The 18,694-nt window shown below is 47.9% G+C and carries 16 protein-coding genes; 13 read left to right on the top strand and 3 right to left on the bottom strand.

Features of this window, described 5'->3' with window-relative positions; translation table 11 throughout:
* Positions 1–125 precede the first annotated feature (125 nt).
* Positions 126–671: a hypothetical protein gene (locus tag VNQ80_RS14250; RefSeq protein ID WP_325639763.1), complete on the bottom strand. Its 546-nt coding sequence runs from the start codon at positions 669–671 to the stop codon at positions 126–128.
* A gap of 544 nt (positions 672–1,215) precedes the next feature.
* Between VNQ80_RS14250 and VNQ80_RS14245 the strand changes: the two genes are divergently transcribed.
* The 7 genes from VNQ80_RS14245 (at position 1,216) to VNQ80_RS14215 (ending at position 8,936) form a co-directional block, all read left to right on the top strand.
* Entirely contained in the window at positions 1,216–4,047 is a 2,832-nt protein-coding gene (locus VNQ80_RS14245; protein WP_325639761.1) for a SusC/RagA family TonB-linked outer membrane protein, read from the top strand.
* 15 nt (positions 4,048–4,062) lie between these two features.
* Positions 4,063–5,442 (top strand): RagB/SusD family nutrient uptake outer membrane protein, encoded by a 1,380-nt coding sequence (locus VNQ80_RS14240; protein ID WP_325639759.1) that lies wholly within the window; start codon positions 4,063–4,065, stop codon positions 5,440–5,442.
* Positions 5,443–5,462: 20 nt separating this feature from the next.
* Positions 5,463–6,689: a hypothetical protein gene (locus VNQ80_RS14235; RefSeq protein ID WP_325639757.1), complete on the top strand. Its 1,227-nt coding sequence runs from the start codon at positions 5,463–5,465 to the stop codon at positions 6,687–6,689.
* Between the two features lie 115 nt (positions 6,690–6,804).
* Positions 6,805–7,260: a hypothetical protein gene (locus VNQ80_RS14230; RefSeq protein WP_325639755.1), complete on the top strand. Its 456-nt coding sequence runs from the start codon at positions 6,805–6,807 to the stop codon at positions 7,258–7,260.
* Positions 7,179–7,739 (top strand): CHAP domain-containing protein, encoded by a 561-nt coding sequence (locus VNQ80_RS14225; RefSeq protein WP_325639753.1) that lies wholly within the window; start codon positions 7,179–7,181, stop codon positions 7,737–7,739. The genes VNQ80_RS14230 and VNQ80_RS14225 overlap by 82 nt, the downstream gene beginning before the upstream one ends.
* Positions 7,740–7,782: 43 nt before the next feature.
* Positions 7,783–8,418, top strand: coding sequence for a fibronectin type III domain-containing protein (locus VNQ80_RS14220; protein WP_325639751.1), 636 nt, complete (start codon positions 7,783–7,785; stop codon positions 8,416–8,418).
* Positions 8,415–8,936, top strand: coding sequence for a hypothetical protein (locus VNQ80_RS14215; protein WP_325639749.1), 522 nt, complete (start codon positions 8,415–8,417; stop codon positions 8,934–8,936). Before VNQ80_RS14220 ends, VNQ80_RS14215 begins: the two co-directional genes overlap by 4 nt.
* 60 nt (positions 8,937–8,996) lie before the next feature.
* Here VNQ80_RS14215 and VNQ80_RS14210 read toward each other — a convergent pair whose 3' ends face one another.
* Positions 8,997–9,872 carry an AraC family transcriptional regulator gene (locus tag VNQ80_RS14210; protein ID WP_325639747.1) on the bottom strand — a complete coding sequence of 292 codons (876 nt, stop codon included), beginning with the start codon at positions 9,870–9,872 and terminating at the stop codon, positions 8,997–8,999.
* A 264-nt stretch (positions 9,873–10,136) separates the two neighbouring features.
* On the opposite strand from VNQ80_RS14210, the gene VNQ80_RS14205 reads away from it, so the two are divergent.
* Positions 10,137–11,153: a glycoside hydrolase family 43 protein gene (locus VNQ80_RS14205; protein ID WP_325639745.1), complete on the top strand. Its 1,017-nt coding sequence runs from the start codon at positions 10,137–10,139 to the stop codon at positions 11,151–11,153.
* 83 nt (positions 11,154–11,236) lie between these two features.
* Positions 11,237–12,433, top strand: a complete 1,197-nt coding sequence (locus VNQ80_RS14200; RefSeq protein ID WP_325639744.1) for a sialidase family protein — start codon at positions 11,237–11,239, stop codon at positions 12,431–12,433.
* Positions 12,434–12,532: 99 nt separating this feature from the next.
* Here VNQ80_RS14200 and VNQ80_RS14195 read toward each other — a convergent pair whose 3' ends face one another.
* Positions 12,533–12,733, bottom strand: coding sequence for a hypothetical protein (locus tag VNQ80_RS14195; protein WP_325639742.1), 201 nt, complete (start codon positions 12,731–12,733; stop codon positions 12,533–12,535).
* A 160-nt stretch (positions 12,734–12,893) separates the two neighbouring features.
* On the opposite strand from VNQ80_RS14195, the gene VNQ80_RS14190 reads away from it, so the two are divergent.
* The 4 genes from VNQ80_RS14190 (at position 12,894) to VNQ80_RS14175 (ending at position 18,664) form a co-directional block, all read left to right on the top strand.
* Complete coding sequence (locus tag VNQ80_RS14190; protein WP_325639991.1) at positions 12,894–14,522, top strand: acyl-CoA carboxylase subunit beta; 1,629 nt, start codon at positions 12,894–12,896, stop codon at positions 14,520–14,522.
* Between the two features lie 65 nt (positions 14,523–14,587).
* Positions 14,588–15,946, top strand: a complete 1,359-nt coding sequence (locus VNQ80_RS14185) for an acyl-CoA dehydrogenase family protein (RefSeq protein ID WP_325639989.1) — start codon at positions 14,588–14,590, stop codon at positions 15,944–15,946.
* An 84-nt stretch (positions 15,947–16,030) separates the two neighbouring features.
* A complete protein-coding gene (locus VNQ80_RS14180) occupies positions 16,031–16,465 on the top strand; it encodes an Rrf2 family transcriptional regulator (RefSeq protein WP_325639740.1) in 435 nt (144 codons plus the stop codon).
* Between the two features lie 81 nt (positions 16,466–16,546).
* The gene (locus tag VNQ80_RS14175) at positions 16,547–18,664 is read left to right on the top strand and encodes a cbb3-type cytochrome c oxidase subunit I (RefSeq protein WP_325639738.1); all 2,118 of its coding nucleotides are present in this window, start codon (positions 16,547–16,549) and stop codon (positions 18,662–18,664) included.
* The last annotated feature ends 30 nt before the right edge of the window (positions 18,665–18,694 follow it).

The following is an 18,694-nucleotide window of genomic DNA, read 5'->3' as shown; positions in this document are numbered from 1 at the left end:
TTTGAAGCAAACCGGTTGAATCTTCCTATCACGATGGTTTTCATGTAACGGGACCTGCGCGTATTCGGCTATCGTTTCATGACTAAAAGGTATGAAATTGAATCGCGGCAGAAGGAGAGATTTACCTATTTCTTCCTATACCGCTTCGGCTTGGCCTTGTCATCCACCACCAACCAACCTTTCTTAACGGCGTTGTCTAAGGTGTTTGGTACACTGGTGGGGAGGTATTCGTAATGGTATTTCGTTTTGCAGTAGGAAATCACTTGTTCGGCGGTGACCCACTCACTGAAGAGGTCGGTTGCTAGGAGCCTGAACTCGATGAGGTCGATAAGGTCAGGCCGATCGTAAATGATTTTGTAAGCGTCTGAACCGATGGCTTCGTGAAACCTTTTCATCCGGCTTTTTAACTGCTTTTCGGTGGGCAGCGGTTTGTCAAAATCGTAAAATTCCTTGTGCGTAAAGCCGTAGAAGAAAATCAGCGCGCTTAGTTTGTCTGTTTGCCCGCCGGTGCGGCCTTCTTCAAAATTACCAATGGTTTTGCTGTCAACACCTACCTCCGCACCAATTTTGGGTCTCGAAAGCAATAGCAAAGCTCTTAAACCGTATAATTTTTCGGCTACTTTGACATTTGTGATGTTTATTGATTCTCGTGTTATTTCTTTAAACCCCATTCCGTTTAAATTATTTAAGGAAAATTTTTTCTTATATTAATTTTATTGCTACCTTTGTTATACCATCCCGTTTTGCGGATGCAGCATGAATGAATTGAAAAGAAAAAAGCAGTGCCTATGGCATAACATGAATTGATACATACAACATCGGTGTAGGTAAATACATTGAAGGTCTCGTTCCCCAAAAATCCGATACAAGAGGCGAGGCAACAGGTATATACCCAACTCCACACATTTGGCTATCTTTGCCACCCGTGGATTGGGTCCTGTTGTGGAAGCGTGTCTTGTGTCGGAAACATAAGGGGTCACGTGGAGGCAGGATTCCAATCCACATTTTTTTTAGCCGGATGAAAGCCTATCCCACACTTTCCCGTACCCTACGTAACCTACTAAACCAAGAGGTAAAAATGACAAAAAAATCCGACAAAATTTGCGGAATGGATGCTTTTTGCGTGCTTTTCGCCAAGAAACCCAAAAACCCGAGTTAAACGCCGGTTCGAATCGGCCGACACCTCGTTAACCAGTATTGATAACCTAATAACTCATGATGAATAAAAGACAATCCCTATTCATACGGGCTAGCTATGCCCTTATCCTGTCCTTTCCATGCGTAAGCACCTGTACGTGGGCGGCCGGCAACGCGCCGGCCCCCGCGGCTACGGGCAGCATGCCCGACACATCGCAAGTACGGAAAGACACCGTTACCATCGAAGAAGTGGAGATCAACGCGGGCTATTACACCGTAAAAGACCGCGAACGCACGGGCAGCATCGCCCGCGTAACGGCAAAGGAAATCGAGCGACAGCCAGTCCTCAATCCGCTCGAAGCGCTCAAAGGGCGCATGGCAGGGGTGGATATCCAGCAGCAAAATGGTGAAATCGGTGGCGGGTTCACTGTACGTATACGAGGGCAGAATAGTATACGCAACGATCCCGGTGTAAACGACCCACTGTATTTGATTGACGGGGTGCCGTTCACTTCAACCTCGCTGCAGCAATCTGGAGGATATTTTTCAACCAATCCGTTGAACACTCTAAGCCCGAGCGACATTGCAAGCATAGAAGTTTTGAAGGACGCCGATGCCACAGCGATTTACGGCAGTCGAGGAGCAAACGGAGTAGTGCTCATCACTACCAAACGCGGACAAGCGGGTAAAGTGAGTCTGACCGTGGATGCCAATTACGGTCGCGGCAACGTACGTAAATTTATGGACTTGCTAGATACCGACCAATATTTGGAAATGCGACGGGAGGCCTACGCCAATGACCCAACGTTTCCAATGATCGGTAATGCGGCGCGAGACCTGCTCGTGTATGATCAGGAAAAATATACCGATTGGCAGCGGGTGCTGCTCGGCGGCAATGCGGATCGAATGGACATAAGGGCATCGCTAAGCGGCGGCGGCGCGGACGTCCGCTATCTCCTTAGTGGCGGTTTTTTGCGGCAGGGGAATGTTTACCCAGGAGACTTTGGTTATCGACGCGGAAATGGACATGCCGCACTGGCTACTGGTAGCCCCGACGACCGTTTTCAGACACAATTGGCCATTAGTTACACTATGGATCACAACGATTTGCCCAATATTGCCACCAACATCACGTCGTTGGCGCTGACCTTGGCGCCAAATGCCCCAGATATGCTGGATGAAATGGGCGACCTTAATTGGGAGGGAACGAGTTACAGCAATAACCCGATGAATTATATGCGAAAGCCATACATCCAGCTGCAACGGCATACCAATGCTCAAGCATCGATTAGCTACCGAATAGCTGACAGGCTAATCATTAAAGCCGTGGGCGGATACAATACCTTATTTATGGAAGAAGAACAGCTAAATCCGGCAAGCAGTCAAAACCCGGCTTACAACTTAAACAGTACGTTTACGTGGAGAAATAATCGTTTGGTGACATGGAATGTAGAGCCTCAGCTGGCGTATGACCATTCGCTTAATTGGGGCGTAATATCGGCGCTGGTGGGGGGAACCTTACAGCAAATGGACAGAAAAGGAGCCTCGTATCAGGCAAGCGGGTTCCCCAATGAACAGCTCATCCGGAACCCATTAGCGGCTACTACCCTCCGAACGTATGGTATGCCTCAAAGCCAATATAGGTACCTGGCTGCGTTTGCGCGTGTAAATTACGCGTTGAAAAACCGCTATTACTTAAACTTAACAGCTCGTCGGGATGGCAGTAGTCGATTCGGTCCGGCCAAACGATGGGGTAACTTTGGAGCGGTGGGGGCGGCATGGCTATTTACAGAAGAAACACAAGTGAAATCTGCGTTGCCTTGGCTTAGTTTCGGGAAAATACGGACGAGCTACGGTGCAACGGGTAGTGATCAAATTGATGATTATGGCTACTTAGCGACTTATCTACTAGCCCAAGCCAATCCCTATCAGATTGCGTGGGTGGAACCTACTCGAATAGCAAATGTGAATTACCATTGGGAGATAAATCGCAAACTTGAGATGGCGATGGAACTTGGTGTAGTGAGGGATCGTATCCGAACAACGGTAGCGTGGTACCGAAACCGGAGTGGGAACCAATTGGTGGGTTACCCTTTGCCGGCCACGAGCGGTTTTACCTCTGTGCAATATAATTTGCCTGCCACCGTGCAGAACAGTGGGTGGGAGATAGACGTGCAGGCGATAATTAGTAAAAGAAACATGGTCGAATGGCGTATGGCATTCAACGTGAATGTTCCGAAGCGTACGCTGCTGTCATATCCAAATATCGAAGCGAGCAGTTATTATAATGTCTATGAAGTAGGCAAAAGCATGGACCGCAACCGACGGTATCATTATCTCGGGGTGGATGGCGAAACGGGTTTGTATCGGTTTGAAGATGTTGATGGAAGCGGAACGGTTAACACTGCGGATCTCAAATGGCGAGACAAATACCGGACGGTTTACGGGGGACTTCAAAGTTCCCTTCGTTTGTACGCGGTCGAACTCGCTGTCGGTTTCCAGGTAGATAACCGCGAGCGTCTGTTGGTTCGCCAGTTCTCTATGCCGGGACAAAGCGTAGGAAATCAGCCGGTCGGTGTTATGGAGCGCTGGCAACGAAAAGGCGATAACAAGCCCTACCAGCAGTTTCGCTCGGGATATGACGACTATTACGTGCACGATGATTATATGAGCTTTCTAAGTGATGCATCGATAGAGAATACATTTTTTGTCCGGTTGACCAGTGCTTCTATTTCATGGCATATACCTGTGGAATGGCATAGGGCGTTGGGCATCGGTGGATTGCGTCTCTCTGCCAGTGGGCAAAATTTATGGGTGAGCGACAGAGGCAACCGCATGGATCCAGAAATCGGTGGTTTGGCGATGCCCTTGCTGCGCATCGTTACCGGAGGAATACACTTGACTTTATGACCAAACAGCTTCGAAATGAATTCAACAAAAATAGAACGAGTAGGACTAATAAGATGGGGTTTGCTCGCTGTAATACTTTGCAGCTGCGAAAAGTACCTGGATATCGACGTGCCGCATGACCAGTTGGTTCCGGCAACTGTATTTTCTGATGAGGCGTTAGCAGATGGGGCCATTGCGGGTATTTATCAGGAAATGATGTTTGACCGGGCCACAAACTTCGCCAATGGGGGCACAAACAGCGTAACCGCATTGATGGATGTGGCATCGGGCGCGTTAGTTTTTAACCATGGTAGTGCTGAAGTGGAAGCGTTTGAAGCGCGCAACTGGTTGCCTGCTAATAGTATGGTGTACGTGCTGTGGTCGAGTACTTATAAAGCTGTTTTCCGTGCGAATGAAGTGTTGGAAGGACTGACGGTCAACAAGGAAAGCTTGACATCGGCATTGGCGGCACGGCTAAGGGGCGAGGCGCTCTTTGTGAGGGCATTTTGCCATGCACAATTGGTTCCACTTTTTGGAGGGGTGCCTCTTGTAATCACTACGGATTACCGTATAACCAGCCGGCTTCCAAGAACGACACCAGAAGAGATATATAATCAGTTGGAAAAAGACCTTAGAGAAGCTATGGAAATACTGCCAGCCGACTACAGCCACGCTTTTGGCGAGCGGATGCGCCCAAATCGCTGGGCGGCAGCACTCCTATTGGCTCGGATTTATTTATACCAACAGCGTTGGAAAGAAGCAGCGCATGTTTCGAGTACAATACTCGCGCATAACGATCTCTATGAACTTGTCCCGTCTACAGACGTATATCTAAAAGATAATAAAGAAGCTATTTGGCAACTTCTGGTGTTGGAGAACTCGAGGGCTACTCATGAAGGACTGGAGGGCCTGCCTAATCCGGTACTTAATACCCCGCCGCGCTTTAGCTATTCGGCGACGGCAATGGAAGCCTTCGACAGCGATGACCAACGTACATTAAATTGGGTAGGTAGTTATACCATGCCTGATGGAGAGCAGGTATATAATTTCATCAATAAATATAAGATAAGGTCGAACCCAGTGAATGTACCACCCAATGAGGCAAGTATGGTGATGCGTCTCACTGAGGCTTATCTAATTAGGGCGGAGGCCCGCATACGTATGGATGATGGGGTTGGTGCATTGGCCGATATAAATACTGTACGGATGAAACATGGTGGACTAACGCCATTAAATGAATTGAATGCTGATGTGTTGATGGATGTGATTGAGCGGGAGCGATTGATAGAATTTACTTACGAATGGGGACACCGTTGGAGTGATTTGAAACGTTGGGGGCGTAACGAGGCTCTGCTGCCTATACCATACAGGGAACTGGAGGCGAACCCATTTTTAGTGCAAAATATAGGCTATTAAACGAAAGGTCTTTAGTGGTTATGAACAGATTTATATTGATTTCCGTTTTCATGTTGCTTAGCCGGATGGCATGTTCACAGGCAGGTTTGGAGTTGGGAGATCACGTACCTCCAATAGTCGTTTCAAAATGGCTGTATGGCGAACCGGTCACGGAGTTTAAGCCGGGGATGTTATACCTTATAGAATTCACGCATTTAAATTGTAAACCCTGTCGTGAAGCGATACCGAGCCTGACCAGATTGGCTGAAAAATATTCCAACAGATTGAAGGTGATTGGGTTATACAGTTATTTTCCACGAGAGAACCGTGATGAGGTGGTTTATGCTAGACAAATTAACGCGCTTAGGGATAGGTTAGGCGACCAGATGAATTATACCGTCGCACTGGATAAACCGGGTGGTTTGATGAACAAGCTTTGGAACGACGGGGGCGGTTTTCCCAAAGCATATTTACTAGACTCCTATGGAAAAGTTATTTGGGTCGGGATGGGCGATTTCAATCAGCTTGATTTCGTTATTAAACAAGTTACGGAAGTTGGAACCGATGCGGCCTTACTCCAGGAACGTCAGAATGCCTTTACCGAGATTTATCAAGATGTAATGAAAAACCGACAAACACGGGAGTTGGCAGAATCATTAAAAAAGATTGATTCGATAATGACTGCATTTCCTGAGCGCGAAGCGTATAATTTAAGACTAATGTTTTATGTTTTGCTCGCCAAAGATTCACAAAGAGCGACATCCTTCCTCATTAAAACCCAAGATCGTTTACCGAACTGGACATTTAATTCGCGCATGCTGGATTATGTAGATACACATGGGTTGTCGGATAAGAGAATACTAGAAAATTTTGAACGCGAGATACAGAATAATATCAAAGATACGCTAATGGTTGCTGACCTACTGCTCGCCAAAGGACGTTACCTTGCTAAGAATGGCTATTTTAAACAGGCTGCCGATGTATTGTCGGAATCTGAATATGCTCGATTTTCATGGTCGGTGCCGTCAGGCAACATGATGGAGATGACCGTTGGTTGGAAACAAACAGCTTTGTTTGGTGAAGTGTTTTTGTATGGGGGTAAAGCCGCAACTCATTGGCTTGATTACTACATTTCAACCGGCTCATTGACTTACTTTGCTACGACAACCATCATGAGGACATTTGAAGAGAAGCTCAGCGATGAACAGGAAGATCTGTTGGAGGTTTACCTGAAAAAGCAGATGGAACAAAGGCGGGGAGCTCCATAATCTGTCCACTTCTTCCGTTTTCCATCCACATTGTTCGCGGATTTTGAGCGGCTAGTGGTGGAGTATATGTTTGCCGTAACAAAAAAATTAAACGCTTATGTTACAGCAAACAATAATGAACAAACACCTACGGCTGGAAAAGCCGGCAAGCCAACCGGCAAAGCGCCGGTTGCGTAAGGTGAACGATGCGGAGGACTATGTGGATTTCCTCCATGAACAGGCGGCACACCCCGGGCCACGGCCATTCCCTTGGCCGCTAGTGGGTGTGCCGCTTTTATTGATCTTATTCCTATACCTCGGGCCGCTGTTATGGTGGCTAGATGCCACAGCGGCCGTGCCGGATATCGGCATACTCAGCGTATTGGTACTGGCGGCGCTTGCTGTCGGGTTCTTTTGGCTCGTGGCTGCTTGGCTCGCCTGCGTATTCTTTAAACGCCTCACGGGATTCGACCGCGGGGATTTCCATTCATCTTTTAGCGTATTGAAACCATGGAAGCAAATTGGGTATTACCTGCTGCTCTTGCTCTCGCTGTTCTGGGGGTTGGTAGTAGCATTGGTAGCGTTGATATAACGACGGATCAGATTGAAAGTGGCAGGAAAGACGGTTGCCTGCAAACGGTGTACCGTAATGAAATCGGGGTGAAAGAAGCAACAGGCAACAACGACGGCCCAAGGGTAGGGGAGTACCTGCGGTATTGCGGCTTGGGCGAAGGCTATGAGTGGTGTGCGGCGTTTGTGAGCTGGTGCCATGGGCAGGCGGGCTACGCCAAGCCGCGGAATGCGTGGGCCGCCGCGCTTTTTCCGGCAAAACGGACGGTGTGGACAACGAAAAATAGAGCAACGAACAACACAACACCAACGCGAGGAGATGTATTCGGAATCTACATGGCATCTAAAAGCCGCATAGGCCACTGCGGCTTCGTAGATGAGTGGGATGCCAAATGGTGCATCACCGTAGAGGGCAATGTGAATAATGCCGTGGTGCGCAAACGCAGGTCCGTTAAAACCATTCGTACGGTATCAAGATGGACGGGCGCAGTGAATGAATGAAAGAAGTAGTGTAAAATGAGTAGAAACACAAAAAGAAAAAGAGATGAAAAAAAGAACAGCCAGGAGTGGCTTTAAACACATGAAAGATCAGGAGTTATTAACCTTTGGTTATACGGTGCATGCGGCGATGGATGGCAATGCCTATTTTGCTACACCAGAACCCGATCTCGCGACGTTACTCATATCGGTCGACGATTTCCGTACTAAAATGGAAATGGCTAACCGAAAAGGTAGCCCGCTCGATTTCAGTCTGAAAAATGACAGCCGTGAGGTATTGATCGAACTGCTTAAGCAACTAGCATTCTACGTAAACAAGACGGCCCGCGGAGACTTGTCAATAATTTTAAGTAGTGGCTTCCGTCCGGTTGCCCTGCCCACCAAATCGGTGCCGCCCCAGACACCGCTGTGGGTGACGCTTTCGGACTACCGGCAGAAGGGGCAGGCTAGGCTCGATTTTGAGCCGGTAGACAATGTACGCCTTTATGAATACCAGTATACCGACGAAGTGGACGCGAGTGGCCAAGTGGTGTGGCCCGTGGACGTACTGGATACGCCCCGGAGCAGCATTAACGTGTTAGCGCCTTTGCAAAAAGGGGTGGAGTATTACGTTCGCGTACGCGCTAAGAATGGCGTAGGTGCGAGTGACTGGACTGACCCGGTAAGCATCCTCGCCCGATGACCGCTAAGATAATGGAAAGGATAAAGGCAATAGCGGGCATAGGGGCCGTATTAATCGGCCTACTGGCCGGTTGCGCTACGCAGAAGCTTTCGGCCGATGAACGATTGGCATGGCAAGTCCGGGGAATGGAGATGTCTGGGCAGGAAAGGCACTTGCGTCGGCAGGAACAGACGATGTCGGCTAGCATCCGCATGGAATATGTGAATAACGTGGCTGAAATCATCCCAGTAGGTGCCTTCCGGTTGAGTGCCGATAGCGGATATTTGGGGCAGGCCGAGCGGGTGGTCATCCATCGGGAAAGTCGGAGACTGGATGTAGCTGAGTCGAACGGAGCGGTTGCGGCCGTGGATCGCTCGGCAGCCATGGCGGCAACGCGTGAAGATACCGCCTTACAGTGGGATACGCGTATGAGGCAGCAGGAGGCTGATGTTTCGCCGCTACTGAAAATCCCCTGGTGGGCGTGGCTATGTGGTGTTTGCGGCGTTATTTATCTCGTAGCGCGCCTGTTGAAGGGGTAAGCCCGCTAACAGATCGTACAACAAACCCTGGTGTCCACCGGGGTTTGTTGTTTTTAAAGCTCATGCAGAAGCCGGGATGAGCATTTTGCGGTATTCGCTCGGCGACATGCCTTTAAGCCGCTTGAACTGCCTGTTGAAGTTGGCGAGGTTGTTGAAACCGCATTCATAGGCGATGGTAACCACGTTGTCATCGCTATCGGCGAGCAGCTTGCAGACGTGGCCGATACGGATGGTGTTGAGGTATTCTACAAACGTCATCCGGTAATGTTCCTTGAAGAAGTTGCAGAAGGTGGTGATGGCCATGCTGGCTTCAGAAGCGACCTCGTTTAGCGTGATATCGCGGTGATAATTGCGCAGGATGTAATCCGTGATTTTACTGAACCGATCGGAATAATAGCCCTGCGTGTGCTGCATGTAGGTGGGGCTGGCCAGCAGCTCATACTCCGTGCTGTGGGCCAGGATATCAAACATGGCGAATAGCGACGACAGCCGGCTCAGGCCGCTCTCACCAATCATACCATTCATCCGGCTGTTGATTTCGTTTTTGGTCTTGCCGGTAATCACCAACCCACGCTTAGATAAGTCCAGTATCTTTTTGAGTGGCTCTAATTCCGGTAAGGAAAGGAAATGCTCTCCAAGGAAATCCTCAACGAAGTGGACAACTACTGCATCTGCCTCCTGTTGCGCTTTACCCTCAAGATAGGCGGCGTCGTTAACCCATACATGCGGAAGGGAAGGACCCATGAACACGAGGTCACCTTCATTGAAGTGGCCGATATGATCGCCGACCATACGCCGGCCGGTACTTTTGTTGACTAACACAAACTCGTACTCAGGATGGTAATGCCAAGGACAAGGGAAGAACGGACCACGCTCGGTAAAGACGATGAACGATTTGTCAAACTCCTTGGGCAACCGGTATTCTACTGCTTTCATAATGCGGGTGTGTTACGGTAGTGATGCTAACTTACCGTTTTTAAGAATGTAAAGCAAATAATGGTCGTTCTGATTGTAAAATAATATCGATATTGTAGAATTGAGTATGAGAATTGAGCGGCCCAATGAAGGCGCATCGGTAAATAACTACTTGCTTTCCCAATTGCTTAGCCGCTTGTGTTTCGAAGTTGAAGGGCACAGAAGCATAACAACAAAAAGACAAATGGCAATTGTTCGTTTGTCTATTGTTGCTATTTTTGAACCATGCAGAAGAAAAGAATTTTTACTACGTTGTTTGTTTTTATAACTTTATGTTTCTTAGTTGGTCAATCTACAGCAATACAGGCGCAAACCTCAAAGGTACACATTACGGATTTGCATGTACGCGATCCTTATATCGTGCCCGATCAGCAGAATCATTCGTATATTCTTTACAAATCGGCACCGGTTAAAGACAAGCAAGGGGTAGACGTAAGTGGTGTGGTCGCTTACCGAAGTAAGGATCTGGAATATTGGGAAGGCCCGTATGTTGTATATGCGACACCGCAGGACAATTGGATTAAAGGTGTCATATGGGCTCCTGAAGTGCATTTGTATCAAGGTAAATACTATTTGTTTGCCACGCTTAATTCCGATATTGAATGGAAACTTCAGCGGGAAGGCTTTCCAAAGTACACCTTTAGGGGAACACAGCTATTTCATGCGGATAATCCGATGGGACCATTTCTGCCGTTTGAAGAAAAGTTACCGCACACCCCCATGGATCGCATGGCATTGGACGGCACGCTGTGGGTCGAGAATGAGATTCCTTACATGATTTATTGCCATGAGTGGGTGCAGATAGAAGATGGTACGATGGAGTTGGTACAACTGGAGCAGGATCTTTCAAAGCCCATCGGACCTTCTTTGACGCTTTTTCACGCGTCAAGTGCTCCGTGGTCTACGGGAAGTCAACATCCTGACGGTACGCTCACTTACGTTACAGATGGTTGTTTTCTCTATCGGACCAAGACGGGTAAGCTGCTGATGATCTGGTCTAGCTTCAAAGAAGGAAGTTACGCAATTGGCATTGCTGAGTCTACGACTGGAAAATTGACGGGACCTTGGAAACAACAGGAAAATTTGCTTTTTGATCAGAATGGGGGGCATGGTATGTTGTTTAAGACATTTGATGGGCGGCTTATGCTCACCTTTCATAGTCCCAATTCGCCTTCGGGGAAGGAGCGCGCCCAGATTTATGAGATGATCGATACAGGCGATACGCTGACTTTAAAAGATTAACTGTCGGCTGTATAGATGATGGGAATGGTCCCTTGGGTAGATTGTACAAAACGATTTATATTTAAAGAAATTATTTTATGGAAATGAGGTTGAAATTAATTATCGAACAGCAGCCTGTTAGAAATCTTACCATTGTTTTCCTACTGGTTTTGAGTATCACAAATTCTTTCGGCCAGGGTACGGAAAAACATACACCCAACGTGCGCAAAATTAAAGATATAGTTATTTATCAGGATTCTATGTATTACAGCACGTTCCCTTCGGTCGTAAAGAAACCCGACGGTGAGTTGTTCGTGGCTTTCCGACGTGCCCCTAACCGGATTATGTTCGGCGAGCAAGGTAACAATCACGTTGACCATAATAGTTATCTTGTTGGAGTGCGTTCTACCGATGGGGAGAACTGGACCCCGGTTCCTGATTTAATTTATGCGCATGCTTTTGGCGGATCGCAGGACCCTTGCTTGCTTCAACTCAAGGATGGTACCCTGCTTTGTGCAAGTTACGGATGGACAACCATTAGAGGCGACATAAAAGTAAAACAGCCCTATTTTGAGGCGGGTGGTTTTATCTTTCTTGGAGGATACTTGGTGCGATCTATCGATGGCGGTAAAACTTGGGAAGGCCCTTATTATCCACCGCATATAGCGCAGGAACGGCATTATAACGCGTTTAATGAACCTATGCCGGCCTACAACCGGGGGGCTTTGTATGAAGCAAAAGATGGACGTATTTTGTGGATCGTTGCTGCACACGACAGTATCGGAAAAACATCCAATTACCTGTTGGTATCAAAAGACAAAGGCTTGACCTGGGAATATTCGGGCGTCGTAGCCAGTGATAAGACTGTCTCATTCAACGAGGCCTCCGTGATCGAGACACCAAATGGCGATATCGTAGGATTCTTGCGCACAGCAGGGTTTGGTGACCAGGCTGTAATCGCGAGATCGACAGACGGCGGGAAAACCTTTCAATGGCAATCCATGGAGTTTCAGGGCCATCCGTTGAATGCGCTGCAATTACCGGGTGGCCGCGTGTTGGTTACCTATGGATATCGGCATGAGCCATTTGGTATCCGGGCGCGTATACTGAACGCCGAGTGTACTGACTGGGGCACGTCACAGGAAATTATCTTACGGACAGATGGTGGAAACGGTGATCTGGGTTATACTTGGCCTGTACAACTTGACGAAAACCGTGTGTTGGTTGCCTATTATTTCAATAAAGAAAATGGATTAAGGCATATCGCGGGAACCATCATAGAGATAGACGCAGAAAAGTAGAAATCAAATACTGGAGCTATTCTGGGAATCACTAGATTTCACAAAAAAAGGCTCCGCCAAACGGCGGAGCCTTTTTTTAGATTTTCTCAATCCGATTGATTAGTTTACCAACGAATCCAGTGAGTCGATGGCTGCGTCACCGAGTGAATCGATAGAATCAGTAGTAGCATCAACCTGTGCTTCGATTTCAGTTGCCAATGAATCGGCAGTTTGCTCACTTTCAGAAGTCGTGGTGTTGCAAGCAGCAAAAGCTACAGAAAACAACAAACCTAAAAAACCGAATTTAAATGCATTTTTCATGTTAATTTCCTTTTTGATGTTTAAAACAAACTTGTTCAATTACGTTTTAATACTCGAGGGGCTAAAAGGTAACCCAAAAAAGTGAAAAAATATCATATACTGCTGTCGAACGTGGTGGCCTTTGTAAGATAAAAAAGAATGCCGTATCTTGTGAACCATGATAAACCTTGAATTTAACCAAAATGAGGACCTGAATAAACAAGCGGTATCTGCGCTAAAAAGCCAGTTAAAGAAGGTATACCAAGGCGGTGGTGCCAAAGCGGCGGAAAAGCAAAAAGCCAAAGGAAAGATGTTAGCTCGTGAGCGCATAAGCCACCTGCTAGATGCCGAACAGCCCTGGCTCGAAATTGGTGCCACAGCTGCCGATGGCATGTATACGGAACATGGGGGATGTCCCTCAGCGGGTGTAATAACGGTTATCGGTTTCGTTGCGGGCCGCCAGTGCGTGATCGTAGCCAACGATGCCACTGTAAAAGCTGGGGCGTGGTTTCCGATGACCGCCAAGAAGAACCTGCGCGCGCAGGAGATTGCCATGGAAAACCGGCTACCAATCATTTACCTTGTGGATTCTGCGGGTGTATACCTCCCCATGCAGGATGAGATTTTTCCCGACAAGGAGCATTTTGGGCGCATCTTCCGTAATAATGCACGGATGAGCAGCGAAGGGATTGTACAGCTGGCAGCGATCATGGGTTCGTGTGTAGCGGGAGGTGCTTATTTGCCAATCATGAGCGATGAAGCCATGATTGTAGACGGTACTGGCTCGGTGTTCTTGGCAGGATCTTACCTTGTTAAATCGGCTATCGGCGAGTCGGTAGATAACGAGACGTTGGGCGGGGCAACCACGCATTGCGAAATATCGGGTGTAACAGATTATAAACAACCCGACGATAAAACGTGCTTGGATTCCATTCGTCGCATTATGAGTAAGCTAGGGAAGCCGAAAGATGCCGGTTTTGATCGGATAAAGCCGGCTCCTCCGAAATTGGGCGAACACGAAATCTATGGTTTATTGCCGGCCTCGCGCGAAAAGCCCTATGATATGGGCGAGATTATCCGGAGACTGGTGGATGACTCCGATTTTGAAGAATACAAAGCGCGTTATGGCCAAAGCATTGTCTGCGGTTTAGGGCGCGTGGAAGGATGGGCTGTAGGTATTGTAGCCAACCAGCGCAAAGTGGTGAAAAGCAAAAAAGGGGAGATGCAGTTTGGTGGCGTAATCTATTCGGACGCTGCGGACAAGGCTACCCGTTTTATCATGAACTGCAATCAAAAGAAAATTCCCTTAATTTTCCTACAGGATGTAACCGGTTTTATGGTAGGTAGCCGGGCGGAGCAGGGTGGCATTATCAAGGACGGCGCTAAGATGGTGAATGCCGTAGCTAATTCCGTGGTGCCAAAGATTACCATCGTGATCGGCAACTCATACGGTGCAGGTAACTATGCGATGTGCGGGAAGGCTTACGATCCGCGGCTCATTTTCGCATGGCCATCGGCAAAGATCGCGGTAATGGGGGGCAGTCAGGCTGCCAAAACGCTGCTCCAGATTCAAACGGCATCGTTAAAAAAGGCCGGTACGGAAGTTGATACAAAGCAGCAGGAGGCCTTGCTGCAAGCAATTACCGAGCAGTACAACGAACAGACGACCCCATACTACGCGGCGGCACGGCTTTGGGTGGATGGAATCATAGACCCGTTAGATACGCGGAAAGTCATCGCCATGGGGATTGAGGCAGCCAATCAGGCACCGATAGAAAGGCCTTTTAACGTAGGGGTGATACAGACGTGAGATTTGAGACACTAGACAAGAGACAATAGATTTAAGCAAACGGCAAAAAAGCAAACAGCAGAAAAATAAGAAATATGTTTTCAAAAATAAAAAAAGCATACCAGCTGTTCAAGCGTATCGATTTTGAACAGTTGGACAAGCTGTCCCGAAAAGTAGACCTGCCCAAGGTGATGGACTCGTTTTCCAAATTAGACGAAAAACAGCTCAACGGACTGATGAAGATGCTAGACGGCGGAAAGCCGAAACGCGAGTTGCCGCCCATCAATGGAGATTTCTACGAACTGCATTTGCGTCTGAGTGAGGCGGACCGTGCACTGCAACTAATAGTGCGTGATTTTATGGAACGTGAAATACGACCCTTGGTAAATCATTATTGGCTGCGCGATGAATTCCCCTTTGAGATTATCCCTAAGCTGGCGAAACTGAATATCTGCGGGCTTACCTATGAGGGATACGGTTGCGCGGGCAGGTCATCACTGATGGAAGGGATTATTGCGATGGAGATTGCCCGGGTGGATGCGTCAGTGGCTACTTTTTTTGGCGTGCAGAGTGGCTTGGCTATGGGGTCTATATACCTTTGTGGTTCCGATGAACAGAAACAAGAATGGTTGCCGGCCATGCAGCAGATGAAACTGATCGGTGCCTTCGGTCTCACCGAACCCGAAGTGGGGTCGGGGGCAGCGGGAGGACTTACCGTCATGGCTCGCAAAACAGAAAACGGCTGGCTACTAAACGGGCAGAAGAAATGGATAGGAAATGCCACGTTTGCTGACGTAACCGTTATCTGGGCTAAAGACGTGGCCGATGGAGAAGTGAAAGGCTTTTTAGTACGGAAAGGTACACCCGGTTTTGAAGTGGAGAAAATCAAGGGAAAGATGGCCCTTCGGATTGTGCAGAATGGACTGATTACGATGACGGATTGTTTGGTGGGGGAAAATGACCGGTTGCAGCATGCCAATTCATTCAAAGATACCGCCAAAGTGCTGCAACTTACCCGGGCGGGTGTGGCCTGGATGGCCGTTGGCTGTGCAAGGGGTGCCTATGAGAATGCCCTCGATTATACACGTAAACGCAAGCAGTTCGGTAAGCCCATCGCATCATTCCAGTTGATCCAGAATCACCTCGTTGAAATGCTATCCAACCTTACGGCCATGCAGACTTTGGTATACCGCCTATCTGAATTGCAAGACGGGGGCCTGCTGCGCGATGAACATGCATCGTTGGCCAAAGTATTCTGCACACTCCGCACACGTGATATCGTGAGCCAAGCACGGGAGGTGATGGGCGGCAATGGCATCTTGCTGGAGTACGATGTAGCACGATTTTTGGCCGATGCCGAGGCGATTTACTCTTATGAAGGAACCAAGGAAATCAACTCATTGATTGTGGGTAGGTCTATAACGGGGTTCAGCGCATTTGTATAGGCGAACATCAAACACAAACTAATAAAAAAGACTTTTTTATCTTTTATTTATACTTTGTATATTTGCACCGCAATTAATTAATGGATGTTTTCAAAAACATGTGAGTATGCGATCCGGGCGATGATTTTTATCGCTAAACGGTCTAAGGCCGGAGAGAAGGCCGGCATCAAGGAAATCAGCAAAGAGATCGATTCTCCCGAGTCATTCATCGCAAAAATATTACAGGATTTGAGTCGCAAAGGCCTGGTGCTTTCAACGAAAGGACCCAATGGTGGTTTTTTTTTAGATGACAAGCTACTCGACGGCTCTTTGGCTGACATTGTAAAATCAGTGGATGGGGAGAAGATTTTTTCGGGCTGTGGATTGGGGTTGAAGCAGTGCTCAGAAGCAAAACCATGCCCAATCCATTACCAGTTCAAGATTATCCGGGAAGAAATGAGGAACATGCTTGAAGGAGCAAAACTTAGTTCATTCACTGAACAATTGGAGAATAGGCTTACCTTTTTGAAGCGGGATTAGCAAACGTAATTTTTTTTGCTTCTATAAAGGATAAAAAGGTATTAATATATTTTTAGGTTTAGTATGGTAAAGACCTCATCATTGCTTACAATTATTGTGGTACTATTTCCGATGCTGCTTTTTGCGCAGGGGGAAATGCGGCCATTCAGTTTCACCTTCAATAGTGCAGAGGTGATTATTTTGATCTCGCTGTTGGTATTAATCGCCATTTTGCTCTTTGCTATTTGGTTGTTGCACCGTATCGAAACCATCAGAGGGGTAGCTGATCGGCGGTCTGCAGCGAGTCGAACAGGATACAGTAAGTACATCCAGCAATTGGATAGCCGCCAGCTTGAGCAGCTCATCTCCATTGTCCGCGAAAGGAACAAGAAACATACCGCCTCTGGAGGCGATTCATTGCGAAAAGCGCTACTCGTTCTATTGCTTTTGTCCCCAACGTTAGCTACATGGGCACAAACCACCGGTAGTGGAGAAGGGGAGTCACTTTTGGGCCAAGCAGGTATCATCATTACCATTGTGTTGTTGCTCATACCGATTCTGGTCGGTTTTGTAATCATGGTTGGGAAAGCATCGCAAGTACTTAAGCGGTATCGCAGAAAGATGGATATGGCTGAAGCCGATGAGTTTGCGGCTTACCTACGCGAAGTGGATGTCGAACAGGCCGAACGCGAGCTGGTGGGAAGAAAGGAGGCGCTGGATTACCGGTTATCCGATACCGAACTCTCCGGGCCGGAAGCGGCCGAAGATAAGCTGGGCGTTATCAAAATCAGGGAAAATTCGGGGCTTCCTTTCGTTGCCGTTAAGAAAAAGGCGCAGCGCCGGCCCAATATAGACCCTAAGCTGAGCAAATTGATTGTTTGGTACCTGGTGGCCGCCACTTGTTGGTTGCTTTTCGGTACTACCGTAGGCCAATACCTGGGTATTAAGTTTGTCGCTCCTGATGCCGACCAAGTAAGCTGGTTGAGTTTCGGACGCTTACGGCCCGTGCATACCAATGCGGTATTCTGGGGCTGGGCTTCGCTAGCCATGATCGGTTTGGGGTATTATGTGGTACCACGCGTAAGCAATGTGGCTATAGCCAGTTTGAAAATGGGTTGGTATTCGTTTTACCTGATCAACACAGCAGTGGTGTTGGGTTCGCTATCACTCATGGGTGGCATTAACAATGGGGGTGGTGAATATCGCGAATACATTTGGCCCATTATGTTGTTGTTTGGCGTCGGCTTAGTACTCACCTTGATCAATTACCTCAAGACGGTTGCGAGAAGAACAACCCGCGAAATCTATATTTCCAACTGGTACATTATCTCCGCGGTGATTTTCGCCTTGGTGATATCCATTGTGGCTTATATTCCATGGTGGCAGAAAGGATTGGGCGAAACCATCGTTCAGGGGTATTACATGCACCAAGGGGTAGGGATGTGGTTTATGCTGTTCATGTTGGGCGTGGTATATTATTTCTTGCCGCAACAACTGAATAGACCTATTTACTCCTATAGCCTGGGTATTTTGGCTTTCTGGACGCAGATTCTCTTTTATACGCTCATCGGCACCCATCACTTCGTATTTAGCGCCATTCCGTGGTGGTTGCAAACGGTGGCCATCGTGGGCAGTATGGGTATGGTTATTCCGGTAGCAGCCGGTACGGCTAATTTCCTGCTTACCTTTAAAGGCGGGTGGTATAAGGTTAAAGATAGTTATACACTTCCTTTCTTTCTCATCGGTATTATCTTTTACTTTACGGGCTCGTTGCAGGGCACGGCCGAGGCCTTTCGTTACACCAACCTGTTGTGGCACTTCACGGATTTTACCGTGGCACACTCGCACCTTACGATGTATGGTATTATCAGCTTTTTCCTGTGGGCAGGTATATACGCTTTGGTGCCGAGACTGACCGGCAGAGAGGCTCCCCAGTCGACCGTAGGTGCGCATTTCTGGATGGCGCTGATTGGGCTCCTGTTCTATACCGTTCCATTGATGTACGGCAGCACCCTGAAAGGCCTGATGTGGATAGAAGGGAAACCGTTTATCGAGAGTGTAACGCTGATGATGCCGTATTGGCTCTGGCGTGCGATAGGAGGAAGCCTCATGTGGTTATCGCACCTGTTTTTTGCATATAATATGTACAAAATGTTGTCGGTGGATAAAGAGCCGGTTGACATCCGGGAGACGGCCCTTCAGCATGCTGAAAGGGATTAATTCAGTGATTAAAAAAGCGGTTTAATATTT

The organism is Parapedobacter sp. (assembly GCF_035556095.1).
GTDB lineage: Bacteria > Bacteroidota > Bacteroidia > Sphingobacteriales > Sphingobacteriaceae > Parapedobacter.
Note: the sequence above shows the minus strand (reverse complement) of the source record. Positions and strands in the feature narration are given on the sequence as shown.